This is a genomic window from Sphingomonas sp., assembly GCF_003248515.1.
In the GTDB taxonomy this organism is placed as follows: domain Bacteria; phylum Pseudomonadota; class Alphaproteobacteria; order Sphingomonadales; family Sphingomonadaceae; genus Sphingomonas_I.
Window position 1 is genome coordinate 1 of record NZ_QFOB01000027.1, and the last position, 13,917, is coordinate 13,917.

At 61.9% G+C, this 13,917-nt stretch carries 11 protein-coding genes; 3 read left to right on the plus strand and 8 right to left on the minus strand.

Going from position 1 to position 13,917, the window contains the following annotated elements:
* Positions 1–438: 438 nt before the first annotated feature.
* Both DI605_RS21255 and DI605_RS21260 read right to left on the minus strand, forming a co-directional pair.
* Positions 439–2,067, minus strand: coding sequence for a Na+/H+ antiporter (locus DI605_RS21255; RefSeq protein ID WP_293977776.1), 1,629 nt, complete (start codon positions 2,065–2,067; stop codon positions 439–441).
* 318 nt (positions 2,068–2,385) lie between these two features.
* Positions 2,386–3,306 carry a LysR family transcriptional regulator gene (locus DI605_RS21260; RefSeq protein ID WP_293977756.1) on the minus strand — a complete coding sequence of 307 codons (921 nt, stop codon included), beginning with the start codon at positions 3,304–3,306 and terminating at the stop codon, positions 2,386–2,388.
* An 80-nt stretch (positions 3,307–3,386) separates the two neighbouring features.
* Here DI605_RS21260 and DI605_RS21265 point away from each other — a divergent pair, with 80 nt between their 5' ends.
* Together DI605_RS21265 and DI605_RS21270 are read left to right on the plus strand one after the other, a co-directional pair.
* Positions 3,387–4,256: an NmrA family NAD(P)-binding protein gene (locus tag DI605_RS21265; RefSeq protein ID WP_293977758.1), complete on the plus strand. Its 870-nt coding sequence runs from the start codon at positions 3,387–3,389 to the stop codon at positions 4,254–4,256.
* Positions 4,257–4,536: 280 nt separating this feature from the next.
* Positions 4,537–5,628, plus strand: coding sequence for an alkene reductase (locus DI605_RS21270; RefSeq protein ID WP_293977760.1), 1,092 nt, complete (start codon positions 4,537–4,539; stop codon positions 5,626–5,628).
* A gap of 304 nt (positions 5,629–5,932) precedes the next feature.
* On the opposite strand, the gene DI605_RS21275 is transcribed toward DI605_RS21270, so the two are convergent.
* The 4 genes from DI605_RS21275 to DI605_RS21290 form a co-directional block, all read right to left on the minus strand.
* Positions 5,933–7,510, minus strand: a complete 1,578-nt coding sequence (locus DI605_RS21275) for a coniferyl aldehyde dehydrogenase (protein ID WP_367120084.1) — start codon at positions 7,508–7,510, stop codon at positions 5,933–5,935.
* On the minus strand, positions 7,446–8,282 hold the full coding sequence (locus tag DI605_RS21280; RefSeq protein WP_293977764.1) for an alpha/beta hydrolase: 837 nt from the start codon (positions 8,280–8,282) through the stop codon (positions 7,446–7,448). Before DI605_RS21280 ends, DI605_RS21275 begins: the two co-directional genes overlap by 65 nt.
* 64 nt (positions 8,283–8,346) lie before the next feature.
* Entirely contained in the window at positions 8,347–9,255 is a 909-nt protein-coding gene (locus DI605_RS21285; protein WP_293977766.1) for a hypothetical protein, read from the minus strand.
* A gap of 39 nt (positions 9,256–9,294) precedes the next feature.
* A complete protein-coding gene (locus tag DI605_RS21290) occupies positions 9,295–10,527 on the minus strand; it encodes an NADH:flavin oxidoreductase/NADH oxidase family protein (RefSeq protein WP_293977768.1) in 1,233 nt (410 codons plus the stop codon).
* Positions 10,528–10,607: 80 nt separating this feature from the next.
* Between DI605_RS21290 and DI605_RS21295 the strand changes: the two genes are divergently transcribed.
* A complete protein-coding gene (locus DI605_RS21295) occupies positions 10,608–11,033 on the plus strand; it encodes a MerR family transcriptional regulator (protein WP_293977770.1) in 426 nt (141 codons plus the stop codon).
* Here DI605_RS21295 and DI605_RS21300 read toward each other — a convergent pair.
* On the minus strand, positions 11,030–11,713 hold the full coding sequence (locus DI605_RS21300) for a type 1 glutamine amidotransferase domain-containing protein (protein ID WP_293977772.1): 684 nt from the start codon (positions 11,711–11,713) through the stop codon (positions 11,030–11,032). The two genes, DI605_RS21295 and DI605_RS21300, sit on opposite strands and share 4 nt — an antisense overlap.
* 484 nt (positions 11,714–12,197) lie before the next feature.
* Positions 12,198–13,917 (minus strand): HAD-IC family P-type ATPase (locus tag DI605_RS21305; protein ID WP_293977774.1); only part of this gene is annotated, 1,720 nt, incomplete at its 5' end.

A 13,917-nucleotide genomic window follows, 5' to 3' on the forward strand; every position in this document is an offset into this window, starting at 1 on the left:
GATGATCTGCTCCTCGCTGAACCTGGTCTTCTTCACGTCCGTCTCCTCACGAAGCCGGACTCTAGCTCAAACTGGCGGAGTTTCAGGGGAGCACGTCAGAGGGTATCAAGCGGGAAGGCGGGAAGCAGCCAACCTTGAGAGAGCGGGCCCTAGCATTGGCTTGACAGTATGGCGAAATTCGGACGAAGGATTTCGCAGATATTGGCTTACCTCGATACTATCTGTCTTGCATGTGTGAGGAGGAGCTGTTGGCAAAGGTGGCGTCGTGCACAATCAGGCGGCAAAGTAGATTGCCCTGGAAGTCATAGATAACCGAACGCTGATATGCCGCTCTCCTAGAAGGAATCTAATGCTAACAACCAACAATAGAATTTGCTGATAATCTCTCCAGTATGAGTTGCAACCGGATCGGTGAGTGGCCATTGCGATGCTCAAGACTCACGCGGTGTAGCGAGCCTCCATCAAGTCCAATTCGCGGATAAGTTTGCGGGCGGGCTCGCTGCCAAGTTTGCGTTGGCGAACAAGACGAAAGAGTTGCATGCGTTCAGCCCTTACGGCAGCCAACCGTAGATCTCGCTCAATCATCTCCATCTGCCGTCCACGATCGCCGTCGGCGGTGGACCCTCGCCTCGTTTCGATTCGCGCCCGATAGCTTTCCATGATGCGGGCGGCCACAGCGACATAAAGATCAGCATCGCTCCGCCCATCGGCCATGTCGTGCTGCGTCCGTTCGACGGCAGCTATCGCAGCCTCTGCCGCAGCAATCCGCGCCGCATCAATCTCGGCGACGTGCGAGTCCTCAGTGGGCATTTCTAGACCCTGCAACACGAGTGGCAGGCCTAAGCTCGCTGCGATCAACGACACGATGATAACGCCCATCGCAAGAAAGATCGCCAAGTCTCGCGCCGGAAAAATGCTACCGTCGCTCATCGTAAGAGGCAGCGTCAGGACGCCCGCGAGAGTGATTGCACCGCGTACCCCGGCGAACGACATGGCTGCGACGATCCGCCAGTTGGGAGTTTGCCGCGATTTGCCCGACCGAAAGAAGGTGAGCCTGAAGGACAACCACACCCAGAGGAAGCGCAAGGCGGCCAAGCCCAGGTTGATGGCAAAAACATAGATCGCGAGCCACCACGGTTGGTGATGACCGGTCAGCCGGACCGTATCGGCTGCGCTTGCGAGGATCCCTGGAAGCTGCTCGCCCAGCAACACGAAGATGACGCCATTGGCGGCGAACTGGATGGTGTCCCACACTGTATTGCGGCGGATCCGCGTCGTGGCTTCAAGCTCGCCGGTGGATTCCACGAACCCCATCGTCAGGCCGGCGGCGACGGCGGCGAGAATGCCCGAGCAATGCAGATGCTCGGCGAGGAGATACGCGCCGAACGGGATGAGGAGACTGATCAGAATCTGCGCGCCTCCTTCCTCGCCCAGCCTGTGGCTGATCCAGCTCTTTGCGCGCGAGACGGACCATGTGAGACCTGTCCCGACCGTGATCCCACCAAAGGCCACCCACAGGAAGTTGAGCGCTGCATCGTGAACTGAGAAAGTTCCGGTCAGAGCTGCGGCGATCGCAAATCGCAGGCAAACAAGACCTGATGCATCGTTGAGCAGGGATTCCCCTTCGAGGATATGCATCATGCGATCGGGAATTGGCACCCGCGCAGCGATCGCGGACACGGCGATTGGATCGGTTGGCGACACCACGGCGGCCAGCGCGAACGCGACGGCGAGGGGCATCGATGGAATCATCCAGTGGATGAATAAGCCCATGCCGACAACGGTGAACACAACGAGGCCGAGCGCCAGTTCGATCACGGTCTCGCCGTCCTTGAACAGTTCCTCCCGAGGGATTCGCCATCCATCGAGGAACAATAGTGGCGGGAGGAAGAGCAGAAAGAAAATCTCGGGATCGAGCGTTACCCGCCAATCGGCGATGAGGCCGATGACTGAACCTAACGCAATCTGGAACAAGGGCCGCGGCAGGGGCAGAGGTATCGCTCGCGAGACGATGCCACTGATGATGACTGCGAGCAGAAGCAACAGGGCGATCGTAATGGTTTCCAAAAGTTCTTTCCGGTATGGTGGCAAAAGCGTCGGTGCTGACACGCGTTTGCACACGAACTCCGCGCGGAGGACAAGCCCTTCGTGCGACCATCCCAGCATTTGATCTCGTGGTGTCACCGGTAAGCCTGACCACGCTACGGTTGCGGTAAGCCCCTTAAGTTTCAGATTCTGGATCCTGACGATGCGGTTGCCGTACTTAGGCGGATTGCCCGGCGGCTGCGCTCATCTGCATTCCGTCAAGTTTTGCGGCCGAACAAGCACCGACCTTCGGCCTGATCACGCAGTTGAAGAGGCGTTACGCACGGCGGAGCCAGCTCCTCATGGCGCAAGCGGATCGGCTTTCCATCCCTCGTTGCCAATATTTGCTTCGCGCATAAAGTCGACAAAGGCCCTTACGGCAGGCGACAATTCGCGTCGGGTCGGAAAGACCATGCTGACGTCGACAGAAGGAACCGTCCAATCCGGCAGTAGTCGCGTCAGTTTGCCAGCCATGATGTCGGGTCCACACAAATAGGCTGAGATGACGCCTATTCCGCCATGCTCGCAGACCAGGCGGTTGACCGTTAGCGCATCATTCACCAGCACCCGCGGCCGCGTGTCGAGGCGCACGACCTCCTTGTCCCGGGTGAGCACCCACGGTCTTGCGTGGCCGCCTGGCGTCGGCATGTCAATGAGATCGTGGTCAAGCAGTGCATCTGGCATCGTTGGGATTCCACGGCGTTCCAGATAGTCCACCGACGCGCATAGATAGCGCGTCATGGATCCGAGTCGCGTCGCGACAAAGGCTGAATCACTGAGTGGCCCCATGCGAATGGCAACGTCGACTCCATCAGCAACCAATTCAGCCTCACGGCTGGAAAGGTCGAGCAGGATGTGGACATCGGGATAGCGTTCGAGGAAACTAGGTAGCTGCTTGCCCAGCACATTGATGCCGAAACCGATACCGGCACTAATCGTAAGACGTCCATGCGGCCTTTCAGCCAGACTGGCAGTAAAGGTGAGCGCTTCATCGAGACCGACGAGCAGACCGGAGCAACGGTCGAGCAGGGCCTTGCCTTCTGACGTGAGTCTGACTTCCCTCGTTGTCCGCTGAAGCAGGCGAATGTGTAGCGCTTCCTCCAGACGAGCCACGCATCGGCTCACGCTGGAACGCGGCAGGTCAAGCGAGCGAGCTGCTTCCGAAAAGCTGTTGAGCTGTGCGACGCAGCTGAAAACCCGCAAGTCGTTGAGGTCGATCATGTGCTGGATTGTGCCAAGCTGTGTACAATGTGTCCATCAAATGGATCGTTCCAATTAGGATTGCCCGCGTTATATGACCCGTGAACAGCAACAATTACCTTCACCCACGCCACGTCCTCGTCGTGGGCGCCACCGGCAAATTCGCGGGTCATGTGGTTCCCGCGCTTGCACAGCGTGGCGTATCCGTCCGTGCGCTCATTCGACATGAGACTGACGAGAATGCAGTAAGGCGTGCCGGCGCCGTGGAGGTCGCAGTCGGGGATCTGACCCAGCCACGCACCATCGCCGACGCTTTAAGGGCGGTGGATGCGGTATTTTATATCGCGCCGGCGTTCATTCCCCGTGAGGCAGAGATCGGGTCTCGGTTTGTTGAGGCGACCATTGAGTCCGGCGTGCGCCGGATTGTGTTCTCATCCGTGATCCATCCGGTCATCGGCAGCTTGGTCAATCATGCCGCGAAGGCGCCTGTCGAGGAAGCGATCCTGAACAGCGACCTTGAATATACGATCCTGCACCCGGCGCTCTACTTCCAGAACTTCCAGCGCGGCTGGGACGAGGTCATCGAAACAGGTGTGCTTGCTGAACCTTGGGCCTGCGAAACGCGTTTTAGTCGGGTGGACTATCGCGACGTCGCCGATGTTGCTGCGATCGCGCTTACCGAGGACCGGTTGCTTTATGGCACTTTCGAGCTTTGCGCCGAGGGCTGGCTAAACCGCTATGATGTCGCCGCCCTGATCGGTGAGGTCCTTGGTCAAGACATTTCTGTCAGCCGCACAGATCCTGCCGCGCTCGGGCGCGACGCCGATCCGATGCGACCGATGTTTGCCCACTACGACCACGCCGGTCTTAAGGGCAATGCGCTGACATTGCTCGCTATCCTGGGCCGCGAGCCGAGAAATCTACGCGCATTCTTTGAAGAGTTGAAGCAGCGAAAGGTGCCTGAGACATGAAGACCGGCAGAACGGTCGCCCTCACCGGTGCAGGGATGGGATCGGTAGTGGACGCCTACATGGTTTCCTCGCCCGCCGCGTCACCATCACGCAAAATCCCGCCAAGACGTTCCCCAGAGGTGTCCCGCTGGTGCAGTTGAGACGCGTACGATCGCGCAGGGAGAAAACCGCCGACCTCGTCACCTCGGTGGTTTTTTGGTGCCTAAACTGATTCCCATTTCATCACGAGACAGATCCTCTTCGTGGATGGCGACCGCCACATGAACTCAAAGGACCCCGTATGACAGACCTGTTCAGCCCGATGGACCTTCGAGGTCTCTCTCTCGCAAACCGCATCTGGATGTCCGCGATGACACGCACACGCGCGACGCCGGACAATGTGCCGACGCCGCTGATGGCGAAGTATTTCGCACAACGCGCGGCCGCAGGACTGATCGTTACCGACTGCACCGCGGTATCTGAGCAGGGCAAGGGCGTCATCAACGGTCCTGGGATCTGGCGACAAGATCAGATAGAAGGCTGGCAGACCGTTACCGATGCGGTCCACGCCGCCGGTGGCCGAATCTATTGCCAGCTGTGGCATTGCGGCCGCGTCGCGCATCCCGACATGCGTGACGGCGACATGCCGGTCGCCCCTTCGCCGCTACCCGCCGAAGGCAAGTTCAAATTTGCCGATCATGAGGCCGATTTTCCGGTCCCGCACGAGCTGACGAACGAAGAGATACTGGCAATCATCGCAGATTTCGCCCAAGCGACGAGCAACGCACGCGAGGCGGGGTTCGACGGGGTCGAACTGCACGCCGCCAACGGCTATCTGCATGACCAGTTTTTGCAGGACGTGAGCAACAATCGGAGCGACGAATGGGGCGGTCCGGTCGAGAACCGCGTAAGGCTGATCCTGGAAACGATCGACGCGATGGCCGACGCTTGGTCAATGGAGCGCGTTGCTATCCGCCTTGGGCCGTCGATCTCGCTCTACGGCATGGGCGACAGCGATCCATTTGCCGTCTTCGGCCATGCTGTACGAGAACTCGACAGGCGCCAGGTCGGGTACCTGACAATGCTGGAGCCGAACCAGAAAGATCTGGAAAAGGGGGTAGCAATCCCGAATGTCGCCAAGACTTTCCGGGCAATGACGTCGGTGCTATTCATCGCTAACACCGGGTTCGACGCGGCGAAGGGCAGGGCGGCGGTGGCGTCAGGGGACGTCGATGCGGTCGCGTACGGAACGCTGTTCCTCGCCAACCCCGACGTAGTCGCTCGCTTTGCCGCCGACACGCAAACATTCAATGCGCCCGATCCGTCGACTTTCTACGGCACCGGGCCAGAGGGTTACACCGACTATCCGACTCTCGATCCCGAGGCTGGATGACAGCGTGGCGGATCGCAAGGATGATGCGGACGAGACGATCCCCGTAGTTCGCATCTATTCGGCTCGATCCAGCGCGTTACTCCCGTTTCGTCCGGGCGAATGCTCGCACAGGATGCAGCGCGACGTTGAAACGCGCGGAACTGCCACACGCTTTGGCGTTGCCAACTGTTTCGCTCGCGCTCGACTATCTGGTTTCGCCACCGCAGCACTCTTGTCAGCAGGGCATAACCACCCAAATGCATCGACGCTCTTCAGAGAGACGAAACCTGCGCCTTGAGCCAATGCCTTTCGCGGCCCTTCATTCCTATCGCTCTGCGGCGGGACGACCGAGTAACGAAAACAAGGTTCCATCAGCGAATTTTCCGAATGGCGGCCTCAAGAGCTTGGGCAGGTTCCACCGTCCCTGGACGAAGACGCCCTTGGCGTGGCTCATCGACCGGAACCCCTCGATCCCGTGATAGGCGCCCATGCCGCTCTGGCCGATCCCACCGAATGGAAGGTCATCCTGAGCCACATGGAGCAGCGTATTGTTGATGCCGACATTGCCCGACGTGGTGCTGGCCAGAAGCTTTGCGCGATCCACGTCGTCCGGCCCGAAGATGTAGAGCGCCAAGGGGCGGGCGCGGCCGTTCACATAGTCGATCACTTCGTCGATCGACCGATAGGTCCGCACCGGCAAGAGGGGGCCGAATATCTCTTCCCGCATGACGGCGCTTTCGTCTCCGGCACCGACAATGAGGGTCGGCGCGATCGTCCGGCAGCGCTGCGATGTGGTGTCAGGCTTATGTCCCACCTCGATGACGCGTGCGCCATCCGTTCTCGCTGCATCGACGAGGCCGGTCAGGCGATCATGGTGGCGATCACTGACGATGGAACTGTAATCCTTGCCCGTCGGTCCCTCGGGATAGGCACGCGCAACCGCCGCATCATAGAGACTGACGAAGCGCTCGAGATCGTCCTCATGGACAAGGGCATAGTCGGGCGCGACACAGGTCTGGCCGGCGTTCGACAGCTTGCCGAAGGCGATGCTTGCGACGCTGCCTTCATCGACGCTCCCACGCGCGACGATCACCGGACTCTTGCCACCCAGTTCGAGAGTCACCGGCACCAGATTGTCGCTGGCCGCCTTCATCACCTTGCGGCCGACCCCGGTGCTTCCGGTGAAGAAGAGGTGATCGAATGACAAACCGCTGAACGCGGCCCCGGTCTCCGGACCGCCCAGGACCACCGCGACCTCATCGGGCTGGCAGACGGTCGCCAGCATGTCCCGGATGACCTCGCTGGTGCGCGGGGTCAGCTCGGAGGGCTTCAGCATCACCCGGTTTCCCGCCGCGAGGGCGGTCGCAAGCGGGATGAGCGTGAGCGAAAAGGGATAGTTCCAGGGCGCCATGACGCCGATCACGCCCTTGGGCTGATATTCGACATAGGCGCGGCCCATACGATAGGGCAAAGCCACATGCCGCCGATCGCGCTTCATGAAGCGCTTGAGGTTGCGGGCGAGATAGTCGATCGACTGGATAACGCCCATCACCTCCATGATGTCGGTCTCGTGCCGCGAACGGTGACCGAAATCCGCGCTGATGGCAGTCCCGATATCCTCGCGATACGCAAGCACGGCCCCCCGCAGCCGAGCGAGTTTCGCCTTGCGTTCGCGCAGGCTCGGCGCCCCGTCGCGGAGGAAGGCCTGGCGCTGCCGTTCGAGCAGCGCCGCCATGTCGGGACCGGGCGCGTCATGCGCTGACGCGAGCGCCGCGGGACTTCCATCGGAAGCCCCGCAGCCCGCGCCAGCGTCGCTCGCGCGATGCCCAGGTTCGAAATCAGCCACGGATGAACGCGAGAATGTCGGCGTTGACCTCTTCGGCATGCGTGGTGTGCATGCCATGCGGCGCTCCAGGATACACCTTGAGAATGCTGCCCGTGATCAGTTCATGCTGCTTGAGCGCTGCATTCTTGTAAGGGACGACCTGATCGTCATCGCCCTGCAGGATCAGCGTCCGCACGGTGATCGCCTGCAGGTCGCCAGTCTGGTCAGTTTCGGAGAAGGCCTTGATGCCTTCATAGTGCGCCTTGGCGCTGCCCATCATGCCCTGACGCCACCAGTTGCGGATCGCCGCTTCCGACGACCTGGTCAGCAGCCGGTTGAACCCGTAGAACGGACCGGACGGCACATCGAGATAGAATTGGGCACGGTCGGCGGCGAGCTGCTTGCGGAAATCGTCGAATGTCTCGATCGGCACGCCGTCCGGGTTGGCGTCCGTCTCGACCATCAGCGGCGGCACCGAGGCGATCAGCACCGCCCTGGCGACGCGACCCTGAGGCTGCCCGTGCTGCGCGACATAGCGGGCGACCTGGCCGCCTCCGGTAGAATGTCCGACATGGACCACGTTCTGGAGGTCGAGTGCCTCGACCACCGCCGACGCGTCGGCGGCATAATGGTCCATGTCATGTCCGTCGCTGACCTGCGTCGAACGGCCGTGCCCGCGGCGGTCATGCGCCACCACGCGGAAGCCCTCGCCCAGGAAGAACAGCATCTGCGCATCCCAGTCGTCGGCGCTGAGCGGCCAGCCATGGTGGAAATGGATCGTCTGGGCGTCCTTCGGACCCCAATCCTTGTAGAAGATCTCGGCCCCATCATCAGTCGTTACAAACGGCATGTCACATCTCCTGCTCTGAAGTGGTGTCCCCCACCAACGTATTGACCGGTGCTTCGACGCATCATCACTGCGCAAAACCGGATGTATTGAACGGCACCGGCATGTTGAGGACAAGCTGCGCATCGCGCACGACGTCGAACCGGAGCAACCTGGATGCGCCCAGGCCATTGAGCAGGTCGGTCATCGGTCCACCATGCCGTGTCAGTGTGACATCGCGCGGGAAGCTTGCTTGAGCGTAGGACAGGGCGTTGGTCTGGACCGTGGTGGTGTGCCAGCGCCCGTCGACCTGATGCACCATGGTGTTGCTGCCCAGGCGCGACTGCGTGGGAACGTCGGTAAAGCCTGGCAGCGGGGCCGTAAGCGTCAGGTCCGGCGATCCATCGGTCGCCAGGATTTCGGCACGGACAGCACCATCGAGATCCACCCTGATCCCCGTCAGCCATTTGGGAAGCTGATAGCCATGGACCCCGCGCACCCGCGCGATCTCGGTCGTGACGGGCAGAGCCAGGACATGGGCATGAAAGGCGCGCCGCCGCACCTGCCGGACCAGCTCTGCGGCATGCGGGAGGCGCGATCCGGGCGACGGCACGACGACCGCGACCGACACCTCGTCATAGGGATCATTGTCGCAGACCGCATAGGAGAAGAAGGTCAGCGCGACGAGGCCGTGCCCCGGCCATGCCCGCAACGGCTGGAGGGGCATCGGCAGCGTCGCGCGCAGGCGATCGATCGGCGCCGCCAGGAGCAGCTGCACGCTGCTGCTGCGATAGTAGAAGTTGGGCGCCCAGACGGGACCGATGCGTGACTGCACCTTCTGTTTCGGGATACGCCGGAACCAGTCGATATTGCCCGCGGCTGGATCGCGCGCGACCTCGTCCAGATCCGGGTTCGAGCGGAACCGGTCATAATAGCCGCCCTTTGGAACCAGCACCTTGTGATCCGCAAATTCGACTTCGATGGATTCGTCGGTCATTGCCATCTCTTCATCGTAAGGTTGAACCATGGTTGAGGGTCAAGCCGCGCGGTCTGCTATCCACCGACGATATTGCTTCGCCTGGCGCTTCGCCTCGACCTGCGCGGTGATGAGCGCCCAAAGCGGGGACACCTTTGCATTGGTGCGACGACCATGGCTCAGCCGGGCGAGCTGGTAGCGCACCGCCGACATATGCGCCGAGGAGGCGAGCGGCTTGTTCTTCCATGTGATCGGCTTGAGCGCGGGAGCGTCGTCGCCACCCTGCCGCCATCGGTTCGGCAGGTCGGGACGGATGGCAATGGCGGTGGCAATGCCCGCCATCGCGACGCCGCTGTCGATCACCGCCTGCGCCACCGCGCGCCGACGGATGCCGCCGGTCACCATCAGCGGCATCGCTGCGACCTCCGCGATCTCGCGCGCGAACTCGAGGAAATAGGCTTCGCGGGCAAGCGTGCGTTCGTCACGCGAACTGCCCATCATCGCCGGCGCCTCGTAGCTGCCGCCCGACAGCTCGACGAGATCGACGCCGAGCGGCGCGAGCATCTGGACCACGGAACGCGCATCCTCCGGCGAGAAGCCGCCCCGCTGGAAGTCGGCCGAGTTCAGCTTCACCGCCACCGCAAAGCCCGGCGAAACCGTCGCCCGCACCGCGCGGACGATATCGAGCAGCAGCCGTGCCCGGTTCTCCAGGCTTCCACCCCATTGATCGGTGCGGTGATTGGCGAGCGGCGAAAGAAACTGGCTCAGCAGATAGCCGTGCGCGGCGTGGATCTCGACGCCGGTGAAGCCGGCGCGCTCGGCCAGCGCCGATGTCGCAGCGAAACGATGCACGACGTCGGCGATGTCGTCGGCGGTCATCGCGCGCGGCATGGGAAACATGCCCGATTGCTTGCCGAGGTCCAGTGCGATCGCGGAAGGGGCGAGCGTCTGCTGCGCCAGACCGGCAGGCATCTGGCGTCCCGGATGGTTGATCTGCATCCAGACCTGCGCGCCGCTTTGCCGGGACGCCTTGGCCCAGGTGCGGAAGCGGTCGAGATACCGGTCGTCCTCCAGCACGACCCCGGCAGGGCCGGTCATGGCGCGGGCATCGATCATCACATTGCCGGTGATGATGAGACCGGCGCCGCCTTCACCCCAGGCACGATAAAGACGGATCAGCGCGTCGGACGGCGCATGGTCGGCATCTGCCATATTCTCCTCCATCGCCGCCTTGGCGATGCGGTTGGGGATGGTTGCGCCGTTCGGCAGCTTCAGGGTTGAAAAGAGGGACATTGCCGAGACTCCAGAATTTGCTTGGCACGTCCATAACCTTTGAGTTAAGTTTAAGGTCAAGCACAAATTTGGAGCCTCACATGAAGATCGGCGAACTGGCGGCCCGCAGCGGCCTCTCGCAGTCGCGCATTCGATTCTACGAGAAGATCGGTCTGCTCAAAGCGGTCGACCGCCGCTCCAACGGCTATCGTGTCTATCCGAAGGATGCGCTGGTCGTGCTGGAGGTGATCGCGACGGCGCAGGGCGCGGGGTTCAGCCTCGACGAGATCCGCACGCTGATGCCCAGCGATCTGGAAAAATGGGATCATGGCGCGTTGATGGACACGCTGCGCACCAAGGTCGTAGAAATCGGTCGGCTGCAGGAGCGGCTGACCCGCACCAAGGCTCGGCTTGAAGGTCTGATCGAGGAAATCGAGGCGCGGCCGGACGACATCGACTGCGCCGCCAACGCGCGGCGCGTCCTGTCGCGACTGTTCGACGACGAAGATATTGCGGCCGCCGGCTAGAGCAATTCTACGACCTTCTTCGCGGTCGCCTTCGCGGAGAAGGGGTTCTGTCCCGTTACCAGACGACCATCGACGACGACGTTGGATACGAACGGCAACAGCGCTTTTTCGTAACGCGCGCCACGTTTTTTCATCTCGGCCTCGGCGTTGTAGGGCATGAACTTCGCCACGCCCGCGAGCATCTCTTCACTCCAGGAAAAGCCGGTGACCTTACGGCCGGTGACCAGCAGCCCGCCGGTCGAAAGGCGAGTGTTGAGAAGTCCGCAATAGCCGTGGCAGACGGCGGAGACGATGCCGCCCTGCTCCCAGATGGCGCGCGTGATCGTCTGCAAGCCGGCGCTGTCGGGAAAATCCCACATCACCGCGTGGCCACCGGTGAAATAGATCGCGTCAAACTGAGCAGAATCGATCTCATCGGGCCGAGCAGTCGCTTCAAGAAGAGACATTTTGGCGGGATCGTTGAGCCACGCTCTGGCAGAGCCATCGAGAAGCGGCCATTTCAGGGCGCGGGGCTCGAGCGGCGATCGACCTCCGGCGGGGCTGACGATACGCTGATCACAGCCTTTCTCGGCGAATACGTCCCAGGCATGGGTCAACTCCGATAGCCACAGCCCAGTCGGATGTGACGGATCATCATAATGTGCCACATTGCTGACGACGTGGAGGATATGTGTGGTCATCGAGCCTCCCTGGTAGTGGCGCATGTCGAACGAAGTGCGAATTGGCAGTTTGCAGTGACATTGAACATCACTTGAAGGTCAAGGGGACTTTCAAACAAAGGCTCGTTTCGGAATCAGTCGAACTGGCTCGCGCAACGGATATGGGCGATTTCGTAGTGCTCTTCGCTGCAACTTTAATGCGGACGACGTTTCCAAATGTTGCGCCCCATATTTGGCTTTCCAATCCTGTCGATCACGCGAGTCTTGCCTTTGTGTTTGCTCGGAGAGAGCAGCGTTCGGCAAGAGCAGCACTGCGGATCAACCGTTCGCAATGTTGGCATGGCCGCCGCGCCGGAAGGGGACGCAGGAATTAGCCAGCTGAGCTTGGCTCGTTAGAATTCGTCTCTCAAGCAGTTGAGGCTCGGCGAGGTGCAGAACGACGGCAGCAAAGCGCCTGTGAGATAAATCGCATACGCCCATCGATGGGCCGACTTTGGACACGATATCACCTGGAGGCGAACCGTTCAGGGCGGGAGGTTTCCAGGCTCACGCCGCGACGCAGAACAGGTCGCTTCACCGCCTCGGCAAAGGCGAGATAAATGACGACCAGAAGTGCAACCGCACCAACCACCATTCCACTGGGCGGAGCGAAGCCCAATACGCGGGCGAAGGGAAGGAAGGGCAGCGCGAGCGCTGCCAGCAGTCCGCCCGCGGCGGTGATTGCCAGCGCTGGGTTCGCCCTGCCAGTCCATGCCGGCCTAACCGTCCGGATGACGAAGACGACCAGGATCTGGGTCGCCATTGATTCGATGAACCAGGCCGAACGGAACGTCGCGACATCGACGTGGAAGACGTTGAGCAGCAAGGCGAAGGTCGCGATGTCGAACAGCGAGGAAAGCGGCCCCATGATCGCCGTGAAGCGCACCAGTCCCGCCATGTCCCACCCGCGAGGCCGTGCGAGATCATCGGCATCCGCGCTGTCGAACGGGATGCCGATCTGCGAGAGGTCATAAAGAAGATTGTTGAGCAGGACCTGGACCGCAGTCAGCGGCAGGAAGGGCAGGACCAGCGAGGCCAGCGCCATGGTCAGCATGTTGCCGAAGTTGGAGCTCGTCCCCATCCGGATATATTTCATGATGTTGGCATAGGTCCGGCGGCCCTCGATCACGCCGTCCGCCAGAACGACGAGATCGGGCGCCAGGAGGATCATGTCCGCCGCCTCGCGCGCGACGTCGGTAGCGCCGTCCACGGAGAGGCCGACATCGGCGGCGTGAATGGCGGGAGCGTCGTTGATACCGTCACCCATGAAGCCGACCGTATGCCCTCGTGCGCGAAGCGCGCGGACGACCCGGACCTTCTGGTCCGGCGTCACCCGCGCGAACAGGTCGACATCGTCGACGCGCGCCGCCAACGCCGCATCGTCGAGCCTGCCGATCTCCTCGCCGGTCAGCAGCCCCTCGACGGGAAGCGCCAGGCTGGCCACGAGATGCTGGACCACGGGACCCGCATCGCCGGAAATGACCTTGATGCGGATACCCGCAGCCTCGAGCCGGGCAACCGCGTCCGCCGCGCTCGCCTTGGGTGGGTCGACGAACACACAATATCCCGCAAAGATGAGGCCATCCTCGTCTGTCTCACCGATGCTTTGCTGGTCCGGTGCGGGCTTCCAGGCGACCCCAAGCAGCCGCAGGCCCTGTGCCGCGCGCTCGTCATGAAGCGCGGATAGGCGCGCGCGCATTGCGGCGTCGATTGCAACACGGTTGCCCGACCGACCCTGCGCCTGCCCGCAAAGGGCAAGCATGGTTTCCGGCGCGCCCTTGACGATCTCCATCCGCTCGCCACCGCGCTCGGCCAGAACCGAGACACGCCGCCGCTCGAAATCGAACGGGCGCTCGTCGAGCTTGAACCAGTCGTCCAGCGGACGCCCGGTCATATGCGTCAGCAGGGCTTCATCGAGCGGGCTCTTGAGGCCGGTCTCGAACAGGGCGTTGACCGCGGCCAGTTCGGCGACGCGATCGTCATCCTCGCCGTCGATGCCCGGATGTCCCACCAGCGTGATCCGCGCCTCGGTGAGCGTGCCAGTCTTGTCGGTGCACAGCACGTCCATTTCGCCAAGATCATGGATCGCGGAAAGCCGCTTCACCACGACCTTCGCGCTCGCCATACGCTGGGCGCCACGCGCCAGCGACACCGTCATGATCATCGGCAGGAGTTCAGGCGTCAGC